Here is a 22,197-nt window from a genome sequence, read left to right on the forward strand (position 1 = left end):
CCGGCGCAAACGACCGGCGCAAGCAAAAAGGCCCCGCCGGATCGCCGGCGGGGCCTTTTCAATTTGTCGGTCCGAGAGGGGGGAAGGCTCAGAGAGCCTCCTCCTCGGAAGCCTCTTCGCCGGCATCCGTGGAGGTCTCGCCGTCGGCGTCGTCGCCCTCGGCGTCTTCATCCTCGTCCTCGTCTTCCTCGAACTCGAAGATGTCCTGCTCGCGGCCGGTCAGGTCCTCGCCGCGCGCCTGGCGCTCGGCCTCGTCCGCGGAGCGGGCGATGTTGAGGCTGATCGAGACCTCGACCTCGGGGTGCAGGACGACGGTGACGTCATGCAGGCCGATGGTCTTGATCGGACGGTCGAGGCGAACCTGGGAGCGGGCCGAGGAGAAGCCGCCCTCGGTCATCACGTCGGCAATGTCGCGGGTGGAGACGGAGCCGTAAAGCTGGCCGGTCTCGCCTGCCTGGCGAATGATGGTGAAGGACTGGCCGTCGAGCGTCTTGGCGACGCCTTCGGCCTCGCTCTTGCGCTCGAGGTTGCGGGCCTCAAGCTGCGCGCGCTCGGTGTCAAAGCGCTGCTGGTTGACCTTGGTGGCGCGAAGCGCCTTGCCCTGCGGCAGGAGGTAATTGCGCGCGAAGCCGTCGCGCACCTTCACCACTTCGCCCATCTGGCCAAGCTTGGCGACGCGCTCCAGGAGAATGATCTTCATGTCGGTGGTCCTTGTCGTCTGTCCCGCGCTGTTTCAAGCGCGGTTAGGGGCGGTGGCGTAATGCCGGACCGCCCCAGCCGATGGAATTGATCGCGATCTTACTTGATCACGAAGGGCAGAAGGCCGAGGAAGCGGGCACGCTTGATGGCACGGGCCAGCTCACGCTGCTTCTTGGCGGACACGGCCGTGATGCGGCTCGGCACGATCTTGCCGCGCTCCGAAATGTAGCGCTGCAGAAGGCGGATGTCCTTGTAGTCGATCTTCGGCGCATTGGCGCCGGAGAACGGGCAGGTCTTGCGACGACGGAAGAACGGGCGGCGCGTCGGCAGCTGTGCGATATCGACCATTGCGATAGCTCCTTATTCTTCGTCGAAGCGGCGGGGGCCGCGATCACCGCGATCACCACGATCGCCCCGGTCACCACGATCGCCGCGGTCACCACCACGATCGCCGCGCTCACCACGTCCACCGCGTCCACCGCCACGGCGGTCGTCACGGTCGCGCTTCTGCATCATCGCGGACTGCTCTTCCTCGTGCTCGTCGACCTTGAGGGTCATGAAGCGCAGGACGTCCTCGTTGAGGCGCATCTGGCGCTCCATCTCGGCGACGGCGGCCGGGGAGGCGGTCAGGTTCATCAGCGTGTAATGAGCCTTGCGGTTCTTGTTGATGCGGTAGGTGAGCGTACGCAGACCCCAGGTCTCGACCTTGCCGACCGAGCCTTCGTGCTCGGCAATCAGGGCCTTGTACTGCTCGACCATCTGCTCGACCTGCTGGGCCGAGACGTCCTGGCGCGCCAGGAACACATGCTCGTAAAGCGGCATGGAGATGTGCCTTTCCTTAGATCCAAAATCCCCGGAACACGGCGCTAAGCCTCTTCGAGCCTTCAAGAAAGGCGGTTCGAAGCAACTTCGAAGGCGGAGACACGGGAAGGCGGATGGCGCTTTGTTCCATCCTGCCCGGCGCGCGATCGATCCTAAGAGGGACCGTTCGCATGACGAGCCTTCCGTTCAGCCCCCGGCCAGAGTTCCGAACGAAGCGTGGCTTATACACCAGTTGGCCGCGTTCGCAAGCGGTGCGCGGTTGAAAGGTCGGCTTTTTCGCGCTTCAACCTTGACAGGGCGCGCAAGGGCCGTGTCTTTGCGGCACACTTCGACAGCGCAGGGTCCGGCCACGTCAACGATCCGGATCGCAAACGAACGGTGGGAGCCATCGACATGAGCATCGCATTCACGTTTCCAGGCCAGGGCAGCCAGACGGTGGGCATGGGCAAGGAACTGGCGGACCGGTTTCCCGAGGCCCGGGCGGTTTTTGCCGAAGTGGACGAGGCGCTCGGCCAGAAACTCAGCACGGTCATGTGGGAAGGTTCCCAGGACGACCTGACGCTGACCGCCAACGCCCAGCCGGCGCTGATGGCGGTCAGCCTTGCGACCATGCGGGTGCTCGAGGCGCGCGGCCTCGACCTCAAGGCCTCCGTCGCCTATGTGGCCGGTCATTCGCTCGGCGAGTATTCGGCGCTCGCCGCCGCCGGCACGCTGTCGATCGGCGATGCCGCGCGGCTGCTGCGCATTCGCGGCACGGCGATGCAGCAGGCGGTGCCGGTGGGCGAGGGGGCGATGGCCGCTCTGCTCGGGCTCGACTTCGACGATGCCGTGGCCGTCGCCGAGGAAGCCGCGCAGGGCGAGATCTGCCAGGCGGCCAATGACAACGCACCCGGGCAGGTGGTGGTCTCCGGCCACAAGGGGGCGGTCGAGCGCGCCATCGAGATCGCCAAGGGGCGCGGCGCCCGGCGCGCGATCCTGCTTCCCGTCAGCGCGCCGTTCCACTGTGCCCTGATGGCGCCGGCAGCGGATGCGATGGCGGAGGCCTTCTCCTCGGTCCGCTTCAATACGCCGGCCGTGCCGCTTGTCGCCAACGTGCTGGCCGCGCCGATCGCCGACCCGGACGAGATCCGCGCGCGGCTCGTCGAGCAGGTCACCGGCACGGTTCGCTGGCGCGAGACGATCGCCTGGATGGCGGAGGCCGGCGTCGATACGGCCTGCGAGATCGGCACCGGCAAGGTGCTCACCGGCATGGTCAAGCGCATCGCCAAGGACATGGCGGGCATGGCGGTCAACACGGCCGAGGACATCGACATGCTGATGGACCGTCTCGGCTCGGCCTGATACGCACAGACATTCTTATAGAGGATACGCAACCATGTTCGACCTGACTTCCAAGACAGCCCTCGTCACCGGCGCGACCGGCGGTATCGGTGAAGCGATTGCCCGCGCGCTGCATGCCCGCGGGGCCATCGTCGCCCTGTCGGGCACGCGGGCGGAAAAGCTGGAAGCGCTGGCCGCCGACCTTGGCGAGCGCGTCCACGTCGTGCCGGCCAACCTGTCGGACCGCGAGGCTGTCGATGCGCTGGTGCCGGCCGCCGAGGCCGCGATGGGGCCGCTCGACATTCTGGTCAACAATGCCGGCATCACCCGCGACAACCTCTTCATGCGGATGAAGGACGAGGAGTGGGATGACGTCATCGAGGTCAACCTCACGGCGGGTTTCCGGCTCTGCCGTGCCGCGGTGAAGGGCATGATGCGCCGCCGCTCCGGCCGTATCATCGGCATCGCCTCCGTCGTCGGCGTGACGGGAAATCCCGGCCAGGCCAACTATGCCGCCGCCAAGGCCGGCATGATCGGCATGGCCAAGTCGCTTGCGCGCGAGGTCGCCTCGCGCAACATTACGGTGAACACGATCGCGCCGGGTTTCATCGAAACGCCAATGACCGACGCGCTGAACGACAAGCAGAAGGAATCGATCCTCACCAGCGTGCCGGCCAACCGCCTGGGGAGGGCGGACGAGATCGCCGCGGCAGCCGTTTTCCTGGCCAGCGACGAAGCCGCCTACATGACCGGCGAAACGCTCCATGTGAATGGCGGTATGGCCATGATTTGACTTGATTATCCTCTCCCGGAGATTGCCGCCGGGAGAGCGGGCCCCGGTTGCCTTTCGGCGGCTGGTCAAGCCCTATAAAGTGTGTTACGAACCCGCCGGCCAGCGAACCCGTTCACGAATGATCGGCGCTCGGGCATGGCCTGTCAGGCCGGCGTGAAAACCCGGGTCGGGCATGGTGCGGGCTGGACCCCATTCACCGCGTTCCGAGGATCGGGTACGAGGTACGGCGCAGAGCGCTGAACTAGCGAAAACCGTTGGAAGCAACTGAGGAATCTAAAATGAGCGACATCGCGGATCGGGTAAAGAAGATCGTCATCGAGCATCTCGGCGTCGACGCCGACAAGGTGGCCATGGAGGCGAGCTTCATCGACGATCTGGGCGCTGACAGCCTCGACACGGTCGAACTCGTCATGGCGTTCGAGGAAGAGTTTGGCGTCGAGATTCCGGACGATGCCGCCGAGACGATCCTGACTGTCGGCGACGCCGTCAAGTTCCTGGAAAAGAACGCCGGCTAATCCATTGTTTACGCGCATCGGGCGGATGACAAGGTCCGCCCGACGCGCCCACATACAGGTTCATGATGAGGCGAGTGGTCGTTACCGGCCTTGGCATGGTCACGCCGTTGGCGTGCGGTGTCGAGGAAAGCTGGTCCAGAATTCTCGACGGCAAGAGCGGGGCGTCCCGTGTCAGCCATTTTGAGGTCGATGATCTCGCCTGCCAGATTGCCTGCCAGATTCCCCGCGGCGACGGCTCCCAGGGAACCTTCAATCCCGACGACTGGATGGACCCGAAGGAACAGCGCAAGGTCGATGATTTCATCGTCTTCGCCATGGCCGCGGCCGAACAGGCGATCACCGATTGCGGCTGGAAGCCGACCACGCGCGAGGAGCAGATCCGTTCGGGTGTGCTGATCGGCTCGGGCATCGGCGGCCTGCAAGGCATCGAGGCGACCGCCCATGTGTTGCGTGACAAGGGTCCGCGCCGCATCTCCCCGTTCTTCATCCCCGGCCGGCTGATCAATCTCGCCGGCGGCTATGTTTCGATCCGTCATGGCCTCAAGGGACCGAACCATGCGGTCGTCACCGCCTGTTCGACCGGTGCCCATGCGATTGGCGACGCCGCGCGCCTGATCGCGCTGGACGATGCCGACGTCATGATCGCCGGCGGTGCGGAATCGCCCGTCTGTCGCCTGGCGCTGGCGGGCTTCGCCGCGGCCCGGGCCCTGTCGACCGGCTTCAACGACCGCCCCGAAGACGCCTCGCGTCCCTATGACAAGGACCGCGACGGTTTCGTCATGGGCGAGGGCGCCGGTGTTGTCGTGCTCGAGGAATACGAGCATGCCGTCGCCCGCGGCGCCAAGATCTATGGCGAGGTCGTGGGATACGGCCTGTCGGGCGATGCCTACCACATCACTGCCCCGGCCTCCGACGGCGACGGCGCCTATCGCTGCATGCAGGCAGCTCTGAAGCGCGCCGGCATGGCGGCGTCCGACATCGACTATGTCAACGCGCATGGCACCTCGACGCCGCTGGGCGACGAGATCGAGCTCGGCGCGATCCAGCGCCTGGCCGGCGACTCGGCGGCCAAGCTGACCATGTCGTCGACCAAGTCGTCGACCGGGCACCTGCTGGGCGCCGCCGGTGCGATCGAGGCGATCTTTTCGCTGCTGGCGATGCGCGACGGCATTGCCCCGCCGACCATCAATCTCGACAATCCTTCGGTGGAAACCGAGATCGATCTCGTGCCCAATACCGCGAAGCGCATGACGATCGACACGGCACTTTCGAATTCCTTCGGTTTCGGCGGCACCAATGCGTCGCTGGTGTTCCGCAAGGTCGCTTCCTGAGCACAGCATTTCCGCCCCGGCTGCTGACCGGGGCGGTGGCGGGGCAGGGGCTTTCCCGCCAGGCGCCGAGTTTGGGCATGGTTCTTCGCGGTTTGGCCATATTTGCAAGTCAAGTGGCAGAGCCATTCCCTCGATCAACCTGACCGGACGGGACATATGAACGAGACGCCGACCGACGAGTCCGACCGCGCCAAGGATGGCGAGACGGCCGCCTTTCGACCGAACCCCAAGAGCCCGCGCGAGGCGATCCAGCCGGAACCGGCGCCGCAACCGCCGGCCCGCTCCCGCCACGTCCGCAATCCATTCGTCATCGTCATCAACGCCATCCTGTCGATCGCCGTCCTGACGGTGATCGCGGTTGGCGGCCTGCTCTACTGGGGCAAGGCGGAGTTCGAGGCGCCGGGGCCGCTGGCGGCCGAGAAGACGGTGATCATCTCGTCCGGATCGGGCCTCCAGGCGATTGCCGACACGCTGGAAAACCAGGGGGTGATCGACAACGCCTATGTCTTCCTGGCCGGAGTGCGGGCCTACAAGAACGCGGGCAAGCTGAAGGCGGGCGAATATGCCTTCGCCGCCGGCAGTTCCATGCATCAGATCATGGAGGACCTGGTCGGGGGCAAGGCCGTCTATCACACGGTCACCGTCCCCGAGGGCTGGACCAGCGCCCAGGTGGTCGCGCGAGTGCGCGAGCATCCCGTTCTTACCGGCACGATCGACGAGATCCCGCCGGAAGGCGCATTGCTGCCGGAGACCTACACGTTCACACGCGGCACGACCCGCGCCCAGCTCGTCCAGCAGATGCGCGATGCCCAGACCAAGGCGGTCGCCGATATCTGGGCCCGGCGCACGGACGGGCTGCCCGTCGAGACCCCGGAGGAGCTGGTGATCCTTGCCTCCATCGTGGAGAAGGAAACCGCCCGGGCGGACGAGCGCACGCGGGTTGCGGGCGTGTTCGTCAACCGGTTGAACAAGGGTATGCGGCTGCAGTCCGACCCGACCATCGTCTACGGCCTGTTTGGCGGCGAGGCCTGGTCTCAGGACCGGTCCGCGATCACCCGGTCTCAGCTCGATGCACGCAACCCCTACAACACGTATCAGATCGACCGGCTGCCGCCGGGGCCGATCGGCAATCCGGGCCGCGCGGCGATGGAGGCTGTCGCCAATCCCTCGCGCACCAAGGATCTCTATTTTGTTGCCGATGGCACCGGGGGGCACGTCTTCGCCGAGACCTACGAGCAGCATCAGCGCAACGTCGTTCGCTGGCGGCAGATCGAGCGCGAGCGGCGTGAGCGCGAGGCGCAGCAAGCCGCGCCGGCCGCCGCGGGAAGCGGCGGATAGCGCAAGCCGCGATCCAGGGGGCAGGAACGCGAAATGGCCGGAACTCTTTCAAGCATGACGGGCTTCGGGCGCGCCGATGGCGCGGCCGGGGCGGCACGCTGGACCTGGGAAGTCAGGTCGGTGAACGGCAAGGGGCTCGATGTCCGGGTCCGCCTGCCGGGCGGACTGGAGAGCCTTGAGGCAGTCTGCCGGGAGACGGCGGGCAAGCTGTTCGCGCGCGGCAATATCACCATCGGCCTCAGCTACCAGCGCGGCCAGGGCGACGCGGTGCCGCGCATCAACGAGGCGGCACTCAACGCGGTTCTGGCGGCGCTGGAGACGATCCGCCGTCGGGTGCCGGATGCGGCTCCGGTCGGGCTTGACGGCATCCTCTCCCAGCGTGGCGTGATCGAATGGGCCGAACCGGAAGAGGGGGCGGCCGAGAAGGAGGCTCTGGGGAGCGCACTTCGCGCCAGCCTCGAGGGGGCACTTGCCGCGCTTGCCGAAATGCGTCGCAGCGAGGGGCGCGCGATCGCCGAGGTCCTGGCCGGGCAACTTGCCGAGATCGCCCGACTGACCGCGCTTGCCGAGGCCGCGCCATGCCGCCAGCCGGAGGCGATCCGTGCCAGGCTGGCGACCCAGGTGGAGGCGCTTGCCGGCGCATCCGTCGCCCTCGACCCGGCGCGTCTTCACCAGGAAGCCGCCCTTCTGGCGACAAAGGCCGATATTCGCGAGGAGCTCGACCGGCTGGTGGCTCATGTCAACGCGGCAACGGTGCTGCTCGATGCGGGCGGGCCGGTCGGCCGCAAGCTCGACTTCCTCGCACAAGAATTCAACCGCGAGGCGAACACGCTGTGTTCCAAGTCGAACGGAACGGAACTGACGGCTGTCGGCCTTGAGCTGAAAACCGTCATCGACCAGATGCGCGAACAGATTCAGAACCTGGAATAGGGCGAGGCAGGTGCCATGACGACAGCGACAGGCGGAACGATGGTGACCTCCGAGGAGGCCGAGGCGCGCCGGCGCGGGCTGATGCTGGTGCTCTCCTCACCATCCGGCGCGGGCAAGTCGACCATCGCCCGCCAGCTCCTCGACCAGGAGACAAACCTGAAGCTCTCCGTTTCGGTGACGACGCGGCCACGTCGGTCGAGCGAGATCGACGGCGTGCACTATCATTTCATCAGCCGGGAGCGTTTCGAGCAGATGCGGGATCGCGGCGAGCTGCTGGAATGGGCCGAAGTGCACGGCAATTACTACGGCACGCCCCGCGATCCGGTGGAGGAGGCGCTGGGGCTCGGCCAGGACGTTCTGTTCGACATCGATATCCAGGGCACCTTCCAGCTTTACGAAGCCGTGCGCCCGGACGTGGTCTCGCTCTTCATCCTGCCGCCCTCCATCGCCGAGATGAAGTCGCGCCTGCATCGGCGGGCCGAGGATGCGGAGGACGTCATCCAGCGCCGTCTCAAGACGGCGGTCGGCGAGATGAAGCACTGGAACGAATACGACTACGTCATCATCAACGACGACCTGCAGCGCGCCTATGACGGCGCCCGCTCGATCCTGAGGGCGGAACGGCTGCGGCGCGAGCGCAGCCCGGCGATCGGCCCGTTCATCGAAGGAATGGTCGAGGATCTGAAGCGCGAGACCGGCGAGGACTGAGCCTCATCGCGGTCGGTCCGCATGTCTCAGGCTTTCGCGAAAGCGTTGGCAAGCGCCACGAATTCCTCGATGGAGAGCTGTTCGGCCCTCTGTGTCGGTTCGGTTCCCACACTCCGGAGACGATCCTCGGCATCGCCGGCGAGCGGCTTCAGGCTGGCGCGAAGCATCTTGCGGCGCTGGCCGAAGGCAGCGGCCGTGAGCTTTTCCAGTGCCTTGAGATCGCAGGCAAGGGGTGAGGCGCGCGGCGTCAGGTGGACAATCGCCGAGGTCACCTTGGGCGGCGGCGTGAAGGCCTTGGCCCCGACCTCGAAGGCAAGCGTTGCATGGCAGCGCCAGCCGGCAAGCACGCCAAGCCGGCCATAGGCCTTGCTGCCGGGCGGCGCGACGATCCGTTCTGCGACTTCCTTCTGGAACATCAGCGTCAGCGATTGCCAGACGGGTGGCCAGTCCTCGCCGGTGATCCAGTCGATCAGGAGCTGGGTGCCGACATTGTAAGGCAGGTTGGCGACGATCTTCAGCGGACCGCCAGCGGCGATCTCCGGGAGCGCGAGGGCGAGGGCGTCGCCCTGGACGATCTCCAGCCGACCGGGATAATGCGCGGCGATCTGCTCCAGCGCCGGCAGACAGCGGGGATCCTTCTCGACGGCCACGACACGTCTTGCACCGGCAACCAGCAGCGCGCGGGTGAGGCCGCCCGGTCCGGGGCCGACCTCCAGAACGGTGCACTCGCTCAGATCGCCTGCGGTCCGGGCGACTTTCAGCGTCAGGTTCAGGTCGAGCAGGAAGTTCTGCCCAAGCGATTTGCGGGCCTGCAGGTCATGGTCGCGAATGACCTCGCGCAATGGCGGCAGCGTGTCGATCTGGCTCATCACACGAGGTCTGGATCGGCCAGCACGGCGGCAAGGCGAATGGCGGCGGACAGGCTGTCGGGACGAGCGGTGCCCGTAGCGGCGATGGCAAGGGCTGTGCCGTGGTCGGGCGAGGTGCGCACGAAGGGCAAGCCGAGCGTGGCGTTGACCGCATCGTGGAAGGCGAGCGTCTTGGCCGGGATCAACGCCTGATCGTGATACATGGCGAGCGCGCAGTCATAGTCCTTGCGGGCCTCGGCATGGAACATCGTGTCGGCGGGCAGGGGACCGATGGCATCGATCCCCTCCGCGCGCAGTTCGGCGATCGCCGGCATGATCACCTCTTCATCCTCGCGGCCGATCGAGCCGCCTTCCCCCGCATGCGGGTTCAACCCGGCGATGGCCAGGCGCGGTTTCTCGATGCGGAAACGGCGCACCAGGTCGCGCTGCACGATGCGCGCGGTGCGCACGATCAGTTCGCTCGTGAGCGTTGCAGGGACCTGCGACAGCGGGATGTGAATGGTCACCGGCACCACCAGCAGGTCCGGGCCGGCAAGCAGCATCACCGGCTCGTGGTCGCTGCCTCCGGCCCGCCGCGCCAGTTCGCCAAGAAACTCGGTGTGGCCGGGATGGGCGAAGCCGGCGTCGTAGAGCGACTTCTTGTTGATCGGATTGGTAACGACACCCGCCGCGGCTCCGCTCATCGTGTCGCCGACGGCGCGCTCGATCGACGCGATCACCGCGTCCGCATTCGCCGGATCGGCGGTTCCCGGCGTGTCCGTGACAGATTTCTCGAGCGGCACGACGGGGAGGTAGTCCGCGAAAGCCTCCAGCGCCTCTCCCGGCGTCAGTTCGGCGAGCGGCACGGTGAGACCCAGCCGGCCGGCGCGCGCGGCGAGGAAGGCCGGATCCGCGAGCACGTAGAAGGGCGGCAGTTCACGCGCGACGCGGTCGCTCCAGGCGGCAAGCAGGGTGTCGGGCCCGATGCCGCCCGGTTCACCCATGGTCACCGCCAGCGGAAGAAGGCTGGTTCGCATCCGGATCGTCTAGCGGTAGTCGATGATGGCGCGGCGGCGGAGCTCGCGCAGGTAGCGCCGGCTGAGCTGCTGCCCCTCCTTGTCGCGCAACTCGTCCTCGACCTCCATGCGCGCGGCGACGTTGCTGGCGATCTCCTGCTTGTCGCAGAGCGCGAACATCTCATAGCCGTTCGACGTGGTCTGCGGGGCAGTGACCTTGCCGACCGCGATCTTGTCGAGCTCCTTCTTCAGCTCGCCCGGGATTTCGGTTTCCAGCCGGGTCTTGATCGGCAGCACGACGACCTCGCGGTACTGGCGGGCCAGCGTTTCGGCCTCGTTGCAGGAGGTGAACTGGGCCCGGTACTTGTCGGCCTCGCGACGGCGTTGCGCCTTGGTGCCGGCCGAGGACTTCGCCGGCACGACGACGACGATGCCCTGGACCCGGTATTCCATGCTCTTGTTCGTGTCCTCATCGTCCTTTTTCCGAAGGGCGGCGATGACATCGGACTCGGCGATGCGCACTTCCTGCTGGAAGCGGGCCCGCAGGATCTGCGTCCAGGCAATCTCGCTCTCCAGGCGCGAGCGCAGCGTCTCGGGGTTGATGCCCGACTGGCGGAGCACCTGGGTGAGGCGGCTGGGCGTCAGCTTGACCCGGCCGGCGAGCGTGGCATAGGCCTCGTCGACCTCGGCCTTGGAGACATTCAGGCCGGCGCGGGTGGCTTCCTGCATCTTCAGCGTGTCGTTGACGAGCTCTTCCATCGCCTGACGGGTCGTGCCGGAGCCACCGCGACCGGTGGTCAGGCGCAGCAGGCCCGCGCGCTGCTTGATATCGTAGGTGGTGATGGGCTTGTTGTTGACGATCACCTTGATGGCGGTCTGCGCCACCACGGGAGTGCCCGCAACACTCGCTGCGAACAGCATCGCCAGGGTGGCGAGCATCCAGCGCTTTCCAGTCATTCCGTTCCCCCTGTCGTCGCGTGTCGCGGACCGTGTGCGCGCTCCGGGGTTGCTGGCCACCGGCTGTTGCGTCTCTTTCATCGGTTCGCGCGCGGGCCGGCGAGCGTGTGCATGCGCTCCCGGCATCCCGGTTTCATCCGACCGCAATTCCTGCTTTCGCACCAGAAAACGGCCAAATTCCGTCGGGCCTAGTTGTTGCCGTTGGTCGAGAACTGCGTATCGCCGAGCGTGCGCAGGCCGAAGCGGAAGAAGAACAACCGGTCCGTGGTCTGCCCGTTGTTGCGGCTGCGGTCCTCGGCATAGGCGAGCGAGACGGAGAAGCCTTCGTCGTCGTAGCCGATGCCGAAACTGTCGCGCACCATGTTCTTGCGCTGCAGGTCGTAGCGCACCGAGCCGAACAGGCGCCAGTTCTCCTGCAAACGCAGGCTGGCGGAGCCGATCACTTCCTCGCGCGGCGTGCCGATCCCGAGATTGGGCTGGGCCGACAGATAGGCATAGGCGAGATTGCCGGTCAGCGGTCCGTAGATGCCCGTCGCCTCGATCTGGCCGCGGCGGATGGAGAAATTCTTGTGGTCGAAGCGCGCCTGGGCGCCGACGCGCAGGCCCTGGCGGCTGTCGAAATAGAGGCTGCCGACATAGTCGCTGTAATTGGTGGCAAGGCCCGAACTGCTGGTCGCGTCGAGAATGTCGGCGGTCTTGAAGGAGTTGGTGCCGCCCATGTGGAACGACCGGCCGAACAGCGCGCTGACATTGAAGCCTTCATCGAACTGCAGGCTGTATTTCAGGCCGATATTGGCGCGCGTGCCACCTTCGCTGCGGTCGAAGCCGGAGAACTTGTCATATTCGAAGAGGGTGGTGGAATCGAAGACGATGCTTTGCGCGTCCTCGTTCGGCAACTCGCCGATGCGCCCCTCGTTGGGACGGACGATGACCTGGGCGACAGGCTCGATGATCTGGTTGCCACCCTCGAACGTGCCGATGAACGGGAAACGATAGTCGATGCCGACCGCCGGCATGATCCGGCCGACAAAGGACTCATCGGTCAGCGCGGCGACGTTCTTGTCCTGCGACGACAGGAAGTAGAGGTCGCCCTTCACATAGGCGAAAGGCGTGAACACCTGGCCGAGGGGATCGATCACCGTGGAGCGCCAGTCGGCGCGCAGGCTGGTGCGGGTAAAGGTACCCTCGACACCGCGGAACCGGGTGGTCGCGCCGACCTGGATCGCGTCGGTCTGGTCACGCGTCAGGCTTGTCAGGTTGCCGGTGAAGGACAGTTCGCCGCCGGCGATCGGATCCTCGAAGATGTAGTTCCAGTCGAGAACCGGATGGACGAAGGGCTGCTTGTCCTGCAGGCGGCTGCCGACCGGACTGAAGCCGGGGGCGTTGAAGCCGGCGGCGGCCGTGTAGTCCTCCTGGGAGATGCGGAAGGCATAGCTCCTCAGGTCGAAGCGGTTCCGCTCGCTCTGCCCTGTCAGGTAGATCTGCGACACGTCGGCCGCATTGCCGAAGCGGGTAAACTTGTAATCGTCCAGGAACGACCGGTCGGTGCGCCAGGATGCGTCCCAACCCCATTTCCAGCGTTCGTTGATATCGAACTCGCCCTTGGAGGCGACCACGCCGCGGAACCGGCGGTTGCCGCTCGACGTTGTGTATTCGCCCGGCTGGGCCTGGATGAGGCCGCCGACATGGATCGAATAGGAGCCGTCGATGAGCTTCTGGCGCCACTCGGCCTGGCTGAGCACGCCTTGCTTGGTCAGCGGCGTTGCCGACAGCAAGAGGTCGTAGGTCTCGCCCAGTGCCAGGTAATAGGGCACGCGCACGCCAACACCCACCCGGTCGCCGAAGACGGCCGAGGGAATCAGGAAGCCGGACTTCCGCTTGACGCTCGGATCCGGCATCGAGAGATAGGGCAGATAGACCAGCGATCGGCCGAAGAACTCGAGTGAGGCCTTCTCGAACTCGATCGTCCGTTCCTGCTGGTTGTGCACGATGGTCTGCGCGCGAATGCGCCACAGGGGCGGCTTCTCCGGCGGATTCCGGGGCTTCGTGTAGACCGTGTAGAGGCCGTTTTCGAAGGTCGTGCGGTTGCCGTCCTCGCGTTTGGCGCTCTCGGCGAGGAACCGCGTGCGCTCCGGCGTGTCGAGTTGCAGGGCGGTGGCGAAACCGTCGCGCAGGTCCTCGGAAAGGTCCATGGACCCGGCGCGCAGCACATTGCCGTCCGGTTCCGTCAGCCGAACATTGCCATTGGCGCGCAGCCGTCCGTTGCGCCGGTCGAAGTCGACGCGGTCGGCCTCCACCGTGTTGCCGCCGTAATAGATCTGCACATTGCCGACGGCCGAGATCACGTCCCGGTCGAAATCGTATCGCAGCTCGTTGGCCTCAAGCAGCAGTGGATCTGCGGGATCGACCTGGTTGGCAAGCGTGTTGACGAGGTCTGCCTGCGCCGCTGCGGGAACTGCCTGGAAGGGCAGGGTGACAAGGGCGGCAAGGAGCGTTCCGGACAGGACGGTGCCGGCAAGCATCGCGGCGCGCATGCCTGCGCGCGTGCGAACACGACCGCGCACCGCGTCCTTTACGGACATGCGGCGCGGCAATTCGGCAATGCCTGCAGGAACGGCCAAGCTCATCAGCCGTCCTCCAGGTGAAGGAGGATCGTGATCCCCATCAAGACTCCAAACACTCCAGGTGCCCACGCGGCAAGGAGCGGAGGCACGATTCCCGCGCCGCCGAGGTCCTTGCCCAACTCCGACAGAACGTAAAGCACGAACCCGGCAAGGATTCCACCCAGAATCAGGCGGCCGACACCCCCCATCCGCGAAACCCTCAGGGAAACGCAGGCGGCAATCAGCACCATTGCGGCCAAAAGCGCGGGTCGGGCCAGAAGTGTCTGATATTGAAGTGAATAACGATATGCCGGTAAACCCGCGCGCTGTGACAATTCGATCACACGCGGAAGGTCCCAGAATCCGATGGATTCGGGAGCCGCGATGCTCTCGCGCACCTCTGTCGGGGTCAGGTAGGTGGACACCGAATAGGACGTGAACGCGCGAGGATCGCCGCTCGTCGAATAGACGGTTCCACTGGAAAGTCGCCAGGACTGGTCGGCAAGGACGGCCTCGCGCGCCTCGATGCGCTCGACGAAGGACCCCTTCCTGTCGAAGGTGAAGACGGTGACGCCGAGCAACCGCTCGCCATTGTCGAGAATCTGCTTGGCATGAAGAACCGATTCGCCATCGACGCCGTCCTGGCGCAACCAGATGTCGCCGGTGGTCTGCAGCAGGAAGTTCTGCTCCCGGCCAAACAGGCCCGAGGCGATCTCGTCCGACTGGGTGCGAAGCACCACCGCAAGAGGGTTGTAGACCAGCACCGCGGCGATGCCGATGAGGAGGCCGACCGCCAATGCAGGAGCGGTGAACTGCCAGACGGAGACACCGGCGGCGCGCGCCACCACCAGCTCCAGCTTGCGGCTGAGCCCGAGAAAGGCGGTTATGGCGCCGAACAGAACCGCGAAGGGGAGCACCTGCTCCATCAGCTGGGGCACCCTGAGCAGCGATATGAGGCCGATGCGCGCAAGGCTCGCGCCTTCCTGATCGCTGGCTCGCCGCAGCAATTCCAGCGCGTCGAAGACGAAGATCAGGACGGCGGCGAGCAGGAACAGGCCGCCGATCGAGACGAGAAAGCGCAAGGCCAGATAGACGGCAAGGGTGCGACCGGAGCGGGCGGTGGTGAGCATCTCAGGCGGCTCCGCCCTGCTGGCGGCCCTGCAGCCGCGACACGAGATGCTCGATCTGCTCGGCCAGCCGTTCTCCGGTCGCGGCAAGGGCGCTCATCCAGCGTGGCCTGCGGGGAACAGCGATCGCCCAGGCGGCGATCGCAATGGCGGCAAGGGGAACCAGATAGAGGGCAAAGCGCGCCGCAGGCAGGCCGGGAACGAGCGTCAGCACGCCAAAACCGGCGGTGCGCAGCAGTATTGCAAGGACCAGCGCCACCAAAATCGCGACGTGCCGGTTCTGCCGCGTGGTCTTCGGTTCGCCGGCAAACAGGTAGACGATCAGGGCAAAGGCGAGCGGATAGAGCGGTTGGCTCAGCCGGTCGTGCAGTTCCGCCACGAGGCGGCTGCGGTTGTCGGCGGCGTAGGCGTCGCCGTCGTCCGGGGCGATGAGGTCGAGAGTGGAGCGCTCGCTCGACTTGTAGGTGGACACCGTGCCGGTCGGTACCATGCTCGACAGATCGAAGGCGTAGGACTGGAAACGGACGATGGAGATGCTGCCATTGGCCCTGGTGCGCCGCTGGATCGTGCCGTCCTGCATCACCAGCAGGGTGCGGCCGGCCGCTTCAACGATCTGTCCCCGCGCGGCCTCGTAGGTGAAGACGGTGTCCTCGGCCCGCTCGTCATGCATCAGGAGACCGTCGAGCTGGCCTTCGCCGCCCCGGTTGCGGATGTGGAAGGTGAGGCCGTCCTCGATGCCGATGAAGCGGCCCGGGCGGACGATGTTGGCGACGAGATCGACGCGTACCTGGGTGATCTCGTCGCGCAAGGCGGCAAGCCCGGCCGGCGCCAGCACCAGCGACAGGGTGGCGCACAGAAGACTGACCGCTGCCGCGAAGCACAGGACCGGACGCAGGAGCACCGAGCGCGAGGCGCCGGAGGCGTTGATGACGATGAGCTCGCTGTCGTTGGACAGGGTGTTGAGCACGACGATCAGCGCGATCAGCAGCGCGAAGGGTGCGATTGCCAGCACCAGGAACGGCATCGCCAGCATGGTCATGCCGATGAATTGGACGATGGTCTGTCCCTTGGCCGTCACCAGGTCGAGTTGGCGCAGCGCCTGCGTCGCCCAAACGACACCGGCCAGCGCTGCCAGCGTCACCAGAAAGACGGCAGTCAGGCGCCGGAAGACGTAACGCTCGAAGGTGGTCATCAGGTCCGTGTCGTGCTGTGCCGCTATTGGCCCATGGCCCGGTTGAATGAATCGGCAAGCGAGGCCTGCGCCGGCGCATCGGCGGCTTGCGTTGCCACTGTGCCCGATTAGGCGCGAGTTTAGGTAAATACTCCGAGAAGAAAAAGGGTTAAGCGAAAATTAACAAGGCTCCGTCTTTGCCTCCGGCTTGCCGAGGGACGAAACTGGTACCATTGTAGAGAGGGAACGCGCCGGCCGGGCCGCGACGAACGCCCGCTGCCGGCCGCGCTGCGCGGTCTCCGCCGCGATCCGGCCGTACCTTTCCGGTCGGGCCTGCCGCGGTTGGCACCCGTTACGACCATTTTCCCTCAGACAAGAGGTTTCAACCTTGCTCCCCAAGATCTCCTTCGCAAAGCTGGCCGCCCCCGAGAAGGGCGTGGCCGTTGTCTTCGTCGACGATGCCCTGGCACTTGGCAAGACCGCCGGCGCGATCGGCGACGGCGTCGAGGCCCTCGTCAAGCGCGCGGCGGACGCGGCCGGTTTTTCCGGCAAGTCGAAGTCGGTACTGGACCTGCTGGCCCCGGCCGGTACCGGTCTCGACCGGCTCGTGGTCATCGGCCTCGGCAAGGCGGGTGCGGTCTCCGGGCTTGGCGAGAACGACTGGGCAGCGCTTGGCGGCGTTGCTATGGGCGCCGTCGGGCGGGCGAAGGCGGCCGAGATGGTGCTGGAGACCGCTGAAGGCGAGGTCGCGCCGGCCATGGCCGCGGCCTTCGCGATGGGCATGAAGCTGCGCGCCTACACGTTCGATCGCTACAAGACCCGCAAGGATGACGAGGACAAGCCGAAAACGGCCGCCAAGGTTACGCTGGCAACCGGTGACACCAAGGCGGCGAAGAAGGCCTGGGCGGATGCCGATGCCGTCAGCGATGGCACGCTGCTGGCCCGCGACCTGGTCAACGAGCCGGCCAACGTGCTGACGACGCTGGAATTCGCCAAACGCGCCAGCGAGCTTGCCGGGCTCGGCGTCGAGATCGAGGTGCTTGACGAAAAGGCGATGAAGAAACTCAAGATGGACGCGCTGCTCGGCGTGGCCCAGGGCTCGGACAGCCCGCCGCGCATGGTCATCATGCGCTGGAACGGGGGCAAGAAGGATGCCGCGCCTGTGGCTTTCGTGGGCAAGGGCGTCGTCTTCGACACGGGCGGCATCTCGATCAAGCCGGCCGCCTCGATGGAAGACATGAAGGGCGACATGGGCGGGGCGGCGGCCGTCACCGGCCTGATGCATGCGCTGGCGGCCCGCAAGGCCAAGGTCAATGCCATCGGCGTGATCGGTCTTGTGGAGAACATGCCGGATGGCAAGGCTCAGCGCCCCGGCGACATTGTCACGGCGATGTCGGGAGCGACCATCGAGATCATCAACACCGACGCGGAAGGCCGCCTCGTGCTGGCCGACGCGCTCTGGTACACGCAGGACCGGTTCAAGCCGGCCTTCATGATCAACCTGGCAACGCTGACCGGGGCGGTGCTGATCGCGCTCGGCAGCCAGCATGCCGGTATCTTCTCCAACGATGACGAACTGGCCGGACGTCTGGCCGATGCGGGCCTGGCCACGGAGGAGCGCGTCTGGCGGCTGCCGCTGTCGGCGGAATACGACAAGCTGATCGACACGCCCAATGCCGACATGAAGAACACGGGCGGGCGGCTTGCCGGCTCGATCACGGCGGCGCAGTTCCTGCAGCGTTTCGTCAATGACGTGCCGTGGGTGCACATCGATGTCGCGGGCACGGCGATGAGCAGCCCGAAGACGGATATCAGCAAGACCTGGGCATCGGGTTACGGTGTGCGCCTGCTCGACCGGCTGGTGCGCGACCACTACGAAGGCTGACGGACGATGCAAAGCGGGAAGGGGCTTTGCGCCTTCCCGCTCCATTGTCCGGGGCGACGCCCCGCCGGACACAAAAAACCCGCCTGACGGGCGGGTTGCTCTGTCTGTCCGTATCGCGACGGGACCACCTGCCGGAGCAGGCGTTTTTTTCAGGTCAGCAGGTCTTGTAGGCCGCGCAGGAGCCGACCGGCTCGCTCACCACGGTCCCCATTGCCGTCGTGACGCCGGCAAGGCCGAGTACCAGACCGAAAAACAACACAATCCGCAAAGCCATCGAATGTCTCCCGTTGCCCCGGCGTCTCTACTTTTCTACCGTCTTGCCACTGTCCCGGATGCTAGCCTGCCGTGTGTGTCACGGTTGTGATCGTGACCACAGTCGAGGCGATCATCGCGGGTTGCGGAAAACGGCAGCGATGCCGGGTCCAGCCCGGTCGTCAATCTGCCGGGCCGAAGTTGGGAAACCGTTAATCGTGAATCCTTCGCAAATCAAAGCCGCTGTCGACCGCTGCGTCACTTCCCGCGGCACCTGTTGCAGACCTGCCGCAGGGAGGAAGGCCGGAAGGCGCCGCGACAGGAGAAAAACGCTTTCTCTGGCAAGGGGTTTGGGCGGATGACGGAGGTCCTGTTCTACCACTTGATGATCAAGCCGCTCGAGCAAGTGCTGCCGGGCCTGCTGGAGACGAGCCTCAAGCGGGGCTGGCGCTGCGTCGTGCAGACCGGCTCGCGTGAGCGGTGCGAGGCGATTGATTCGCTTCTGTGGACGTATCGCGACGATGCGTTCCTGCCGCACGGCACGGTGGCCGACGGCCATGCCGAGGCGCAGCCCGTCTACCTGACCGAGGGGCCGGAAAATCCGAACGCGGCGAGCGTGCGGTTTCTCGTCGACCGGGCCGCGCCGCCTGACCTGTCCTCCTACGCGCGCGGTGTGTTCCTGTTCGACGGCCACGACCCGGAAGCGCTTGCCGATGCGCGGGCGCACTGGAAGACGCTGAAAGCTGCGGGGCACGAGCTGACCTACTGGCAGCAGGCGGAGAGCGGACGATGGGAGAAGAAGGCATGAGTGCAACGCCGTGGGACGACGATTTCATCCGGCGCCGGGATGCGGCGCGCGACCGGCTCGATACGTTGTTCGGCGCCAAGGGCGGCAATCGCGAGGATCGTTCGACCTGGTTCGATGCGGTCTATGACACGGCCGAAGGAGATCCCGCAGCCGTGCCCTGGGCGGATCTGGCGCCCAAGCAGGAACTGACCGACTGGCTGGCGGACAACGCGGCTGCCGGCGAAAGCGCCCTCGATATCGGCTGCGGGCTCGGCGACAATGCCGAGGCGCTGGCGGCGGCCGGCTACCGGACGACCGCATTCGACCTGTCGGAAACAGCAATCCAATGGGCGCGGGCGCGCTTCCCGCAAAGTCCGGTCGACTATCGGGCCGCCAACCTGTTCGATCCGCCGCCCGAGTGGATAGGTGCCTTCGACCTTGTTCATGAGTGCTACACGCTGCAGGCGCTCCATGGCGAGCTTCGGGTGGCCGGTTTCGCCGCCATTGCCCGTCTTGTCGCGCCCGGGGGGCGGCTTCTCGTCATCAACCGCTCCAGGGAGGAGGGTACGGAGAGTTCCGGTCCGCCCTGGCCGCTTACCCCTTCGGAACTCGCCCGGTTCGAGGCGCTGGGCCTTGCCTGCCAGGAGACACATGCCTACGAAGTCCGCCGGGGAGAACGCGTGATCCCGCATGTGCGTGCCGTCTGGCGATGGAGGAACGAACATCCCGGGCATGGCGTTTGACGGAGGATGCGATTGTGACGCCAGCGCCGCAGCGGCTGCGTGCCTGAAGCACCGAATCAAGCTAAGCAGGATCGAATACTAGGGATTTTTGCCGAGGCTTTTCTCTTCCAGGTCCATGCGCTCGAATGATACGCGCGTCAATCGTGACCTGGAGTGGCCTGCAGGGTAGGGTTGGCGGCATGGGGAAGCGCAGGACTTTGCCCGATCAGACGGGATCGGGGATCCAGCCGCTGGTCACGCCCGGCCAGATCTGGTCGATTTCCGTGGTGACCGGGGTTTTCCTCGCTGTCGCCGTGGCGTTGTTGCTGATCGTTTCCCATGTCGTCCTGTCGATGCGAGAGACGGCCAATACGATAGACGACGAGCGCGCGACGGCTGCGGCCGCGGCCGCGGTTGCGGCGCTGGAACGACGCCTGTCCCTGACGGTTCGAGACAACGCGTTGTGGGACGAGGCCTATGATGCCGTTACCTCCGACACGGCGCAGGCCTGGATCCTCGACAATTGGGGGATCAAGGATTACCCGCTCTACGATGGCGTGATCGTGCTGGGCAGCGACGGGGCCGTGTTGTCGGCCTATCTGGAAGGAGAGCCTTTCGATCCGTCGCTCGTGTCCGGAGCACCGCTCATGACGCTGGCCGCGAGGGCCCGCGATGGTGACGACGCGCCGGTCTCCGGCCTTGCCGGGACCGGCGAGGGCATCGCCGCGGCGGCTGCGATGCCACTCCGCCGCTTCGACATGGACCCGGCTGCAAGTCGTGACAATCCGGTCCTGATCCTGCTGAAGGTGATGGACGAGGCGATCGTCGAAGTCATTTCAAAGGACTACCAGATTGCCGGCTTGACGCTACAATCCGATCCGCTTGCCAACCGGCTCAATCTGGCGCTGAAGGATGTTTCGGGGGCCCCGATCGGCTTTCTTTCCTGGCCAAGCCGACAACCGGGAGATCGGGCGTTCGAGCGCCTTCAGCCCATGCTTGTCGTCGCCGGCGCGATCCTGGTGGTGTTCCTGCTGATGGTCCTGGCCGCCGGCGTGCTCGAGTCGCTGAGACTGCGCCGCATCGCCGCCATCGCGGAATACCAGGCCAAGCGCGATCCGCTGAGCGGAATGCTGAACCGCAGCGGCTTCATGGAAGCGCTGGAGGTGCTGGCTCCGAACACCACGCCCGGGCGGCCGCTGACCTTGCACATGCTCGACCTCGATGGATTCAAGCAGGTGAACGATACCTGGGGACATGCCGTTGGCGATATTCTGATCGCGGCGGTGGCGGTTCGCATCGCCGGGTTCCAGGAGTATTTCGCCGCCATCGGCCGGCTGGGAGGCGACGAGTTCGCGCTCGCGCAGACCGGCTCGCTTCCTCCGGGAGGACTTGCCGAACGCGTCATCCAGGCATTCTCGGTACCGTTCACCGTCGGCGAACACCGGATCACCGTGAGTGCCAGCATCGGCCATGCCACGACCACCGAGCCTCTGAACCCGGCCGAACTGATGCGGCGGGCGGACATGGCCATGTACGGGGCCAAGGATGCGGGCAAGCACAGGGCACTGGAGTACCGGACCGAGATGGAGCGTCGCAAAGGGTAGCGTTCCGCACCGGAAGACGGCGGACTCGCGCTGTCTTCCAGTGCCGCTAGGTTCAGCGCAGGCGGGCGAGCATGTCCGTCAGTTCGCCCAGATGCGCGACCTGGTGGAAGCGGTCATGGTCGACAGGCTCGTCCGCGTGTTCGAGCGCCCAGGTGAGCTCGTATGGCACGTGAACCGCATGGCTGCCCGCCTGCAGCGCCGGCAGGATGTCGGACTTCAGAGAATTGCCGACCATCATCGCCCGCGCCGCGCCGTCGCCATGGCGTGCGAACAGGGTCTCGTAAGTCTCGCTCGTCTTTTCGTGCACGATCTCGATCGCGTGAAAGTGTTCGCCGAGGCCCGATGCCGCGATCTTGCGTTCCTGGTCGAACAGGTCGCCCTTGGTAATCAGAACGAGCCGGAAGTCGCCCGCCAATGCGACGAGAGTTTCCTCCACATGGGGAAGCGGCTCAATCGGGTGCGAGAGCATGTCGCGGCCCGCCTCGAGAATTTCGCCGATGACGGAAGCCGGCAGTGTGCCGTCGGTCACTTCGATAGCGGTCTCGATCATCGAGAGGGTGAAACCCTTGATGCCGTAACCGTAGTGCCGCACGTTGCGCCGTTCGGCGGCCAGGAGGCGCTCCTCCAGGCTTTCCCACTCGCTATAGTCGGCGAGAAGCTCGGCGAAACGGTCCTGGGTCAGCTTGAAGAAGCGCTCGTTGTGCCACAGCGTGTCATCGGCATCGAAGCCGATCGTCGTCAATCGTGACGGTGCCATCATTGATTCCCG

Annotated in this window: 21 protein-coding genes; 11 read left to right on the forward strand and 10 right to left on the reverse strand. The window is 65.8% G+C overall.

Annotated elements, in window-relative coordinates; translation table 11 throughout:
* Positions 1–88: 88 nt before the first annotated feature.
* From rplI to rpsF, 3 genes are all read right to left on the reverse strand, one after another.
* Complete coding sequence (gene rplI / locus RBB46_RS16510) at positions 89–700, reverse strand: 50S ribosomal protein L9 (RefSeq protein ID WP_306030115.1); 612 nt, start codon at positions 698–700, stop codon at positions 89–91.
* A gap of 98 nt (positions 701–798) precedes the next feature.
* Entirely contained in the window at positions 799–1,047 is a 249-nt protein-coding gene (gene rpsR, locus RBB46_RS16515) for a 30S ribosomal protein S18 (RefSeq protein ID WP_029057383.1), read from the reverse strand.
* 12 nt (positions 1,048–1,059) lie between these two features.
* Positions 1,060–1,521, reverse strand: coding sequence for a 30S ribosomal protein S6 (gene rpsF / locus RBB46_RS16520; RefSeq protein ID WP_306030116.1), 462 nt, complete (start codon positions 1,519–1,521; stop codon positions 1,060–1,062).
* Between the two features lie 393 nt (positions 1,522–1,914).
* Here rpsF and fabD point away from each other — a divergent pair, with 393 nt between their 5' ends.
* The 7 genes from fabD (at position 1,915) to gmk (ending at position 8,456) form a co-directional block, all read left to right on the forward strand.
* Positions 1,915–2,862, forward strand: coding sequence for an ACP S-malonyltransferase (fabD, locus tag RBB46_RS16525; RefSeq protein WP_306030117.1), 948 nt, complete (start codon positions 1,915–1,917; stop codon positions 2,860–2,862).
* Positions 2,863–2,896: 34 nt separating this feature from the next.
* Positions 2,897–3,634 carry a 3-oxoacyl-[acyl-carrier-protein] reductase gene (gene fabG, locus RBB46_RS16530; RefSeq protein WP_306030118.1) on the forward strand — a complete coding sequence of 246 codons (738 nt, stop codon included), beginning with the start codon at positions 2,897–2,899 and terminating at the stop codon, positions 3,632–3,634.
* Between the two features lie 278 nt (positions 3,635–3,912).
* The gene (locus tag RBB46_RS16535) at positions 3,913–4,149 is read left to right on the forward strand and encodes an acyl carrier protein (RefSeq protein WP_186389281.1); all 237 of its coding nucleotides are present in this window, start codon (positions 3,913–3,915) and stop codon (positions 4,147–4,149) included.
* 65 nt (positions 4,150–4,214) lie between these two features.
* On the forward strand, positions 4,215–5,480 hold the full coding sequence (gene fabF / locus RBB46_RS16540; RefSeq protein WP_306030211.1) for a beta-ketoacyl-ACP synthase II: 1,266 nt from the start codon (positions 4,215–4,217) through the stop codon (positions 5,478–5,480).
* Positions 5,481–5,636: 156 nt separating this feature from the next.
* Complete coding sequence (mltG, locus tag RBB46_RS16545) at positions 5,637–6,818, forward strand: endolytic transglycosylase MltG (RefSeq protein ID WP_306030119.1); 1,182 nt, start codon at positions 5,637–5,639, stop codon at positions 6,816–6,818.
* Between the two features lie 33 nt (positions 6,819–6,851).
* On the forward strand, positions 6,852–7,748 hold the full coding sequence (locus tag RBB46_RS16550) for a YicC/YloC family endoribonuclease (RefSeq protein ID WP_306030120.1): 897 nt from the start codon (positions 6,852–6,854) through the stop codon (positions 7,746–7,748).
* A 15-nt stretch (positions 7,749–7,763) separates the two neighbouring features.
* Entirely contained in the window at positions 7,764–8,456 is a 693-nt protein-coding gene (gene gmk, locus RBB46_RS16555) for a guanylate kinase (RefSeq protein ID WP_306030121.1), read from the forward strand.
* Positions 8,457–8,482: 26 nt separating this feature from the next.
* On the opposite strand, the gene rsmA is transcribed toward gmk, so the two are convergent.
* The 6 genes from rsmA to lptF form a co-directional block, all read right to left on the reverse strand.
* Positions 8,483–9,325 (reverse strand): 16S rRNA (adenine(1518)-N(6)/adenine(1519)-N(6))-dimethyltransferase RsmA, encoded by an 843-nt coding sequence (rsmA, locus tag RBB46_RS16560; RefSeq protein ID WP_306030122.1) that lies wholly within the window; start codon positions 9,323–9,325, stop codon positions 8,483–8,485.
* The gene (gene pdxA, locus RBB46_RS16565; RefSeq protein ID WP_306030123.1) at positions 9,325–10,341 is read right to left on the reverse strand and encodes a 4-hydroxythreonine-4-phosphate dehydrogenase PdxA; all 1,017 of its coding nucleotides are present in this window, start codon (positions 10,339–10,341) and stop codon (positions 9,325–9,327) included. Before pdxA ends, rsmA begins: the two co-directional genes overlap by 1 nt.
* Positions 10,342–10,350: 9 nt before the next feature.
* Positions 10,351–11,277, reverse strand: a complete 927-nt coding sequence (locus tag RBB46_RS16570) for a SurA N-terminal domain-containing protein (RefSeq protein ID WP_306030124.1) — start codon at positions 11,275–11,277, stop codon at positions 10,351–10,353.
* A 188-nt stretch (positions 11,278–11,465) separates the two neighbouring features.
* Complete coding sequence (locus tag RBB46_RS16575; RefSeq protein WP_306030125.1) at positions 11,466–13,904, reverse strand: LPS-assembly protein LptD; 2,439 nt, start codon at positions 13,902–13,904, stop codon at positions 11,466–11,468.
* Positions 13,904–15,010 (reverse strand): LPS export ABC transporter permease LptG, encoded by a 1,107-nt coding sequence (gene lptG, locus RBB46_RS16580; protein ID WP_306030126.1) that lies wholly within the window; start codon positions 15,008–15,010, stop codon positions 13,904–13,906. Before lptG ends, RBB46_RS16575 begins: the two co-directional genes overlap by 1 nt.
* 1 nt (position 15,011) lies before the next feature.
* Positions 15,012–16,199, reverse strand: coding sequence for an LPS export ABC transporter permease LptF (lptF, locus tag RBB46_RS16585; protein ID WP_306030127.1), 1,188 nt, complete (start codon positions 16,197–16,199; stop codon positions 15,012–15,014).
* A gap of 367 nt (positions 16,200–16,566) precedes the next feature.
* Here lptF and RBB46_RS16590 point away from each other — a divergent pair, with 367 nt between their 5' ends.
* The 4 genes from RBB46_RS16590 (at position 16,567) to RBB46_RS16605 (ending at position 21,428) form a co-directional block, all read left to right on the forward strand.
* Positions 16,567–18,063 (forward strand): leucyl aminopeptidase, encoded by a 1,497-nt coding sequence (locus RBB46_RS16590; RefSeq protein WP_306030128.1) that lies wholly within the window; start codon positions 16,567–16,569, stop codon positions 18,061–18,063.
* A gap of 610 nt (positions 18,064–18,673) precedes the next feature.
* Positions 18,674–19,123 (forward strand): DNA polymerase III subunit chi, encoded by a 450-nt coding sequence (locus RBB46_RS16595; RefSeq protein WP_306030129.1) that lies wholly within the window; start codon positions 18,674–18,676, stop codon positions 19,121–19,123.
* Positions 19,120–19,845, forward strand: coding sequence for a bifunctional 2-polyprenyl-6-hydroxyphenol methylase/3-demethylubiquinol 3-O-methyltransferase UbiG (locus RBB46_RS16600; RefSeq protein WP_306030130.1), 726 nt, complete (start codon positions 19,120–19,122; stop codon positions 19,843–19,845). The genes RBB46_RS16595 and RBB46_RS16600 overlap by 4 nt, the downstream gene beginning before the upstream one ends.
* A 197-nt stretch (positions 19,846–20,042) precedes the next feature.
* Positions 20,043–21,428, forward strand: coding sequence for a diguanylate cyclase (locus RBB46_RS16605; RefSeq protein ID WP_306030131.1), 1,386 nt, complete (start codon positions 20,043–20,045; stop codon positions 21,426–21,428).
* Positions 21,429–21,480: 52 nt separating this feature from the next.
* On the opposite strand, the gene RBB46_RS16610 is transcribed toward RBB46_RS16605, so the two are convergent.
* Positions 21,481–22,185: an HAD family hydrolase gene (locus tag RBB46_RS16610; RefSeq protein ID WP_306030132.1), complete on the reverse strand. Its 705-nt coding sequence runs from the start codon at positions 22,183–22,185 to the stop codon at positions 21,481–21,483.
* Positions 22,186–22,197: the final 12 nt, after the last annotated feature.

The sequence above is a fragment of the Stappia sp. MMSF_3263 genome (genome assembly GCF_030733745.1).
Lineage (GTDB): Bacteria > Pseudomonadota > Alphaproteobacteria > Rhizobiales > Stappiaceae > Stappia.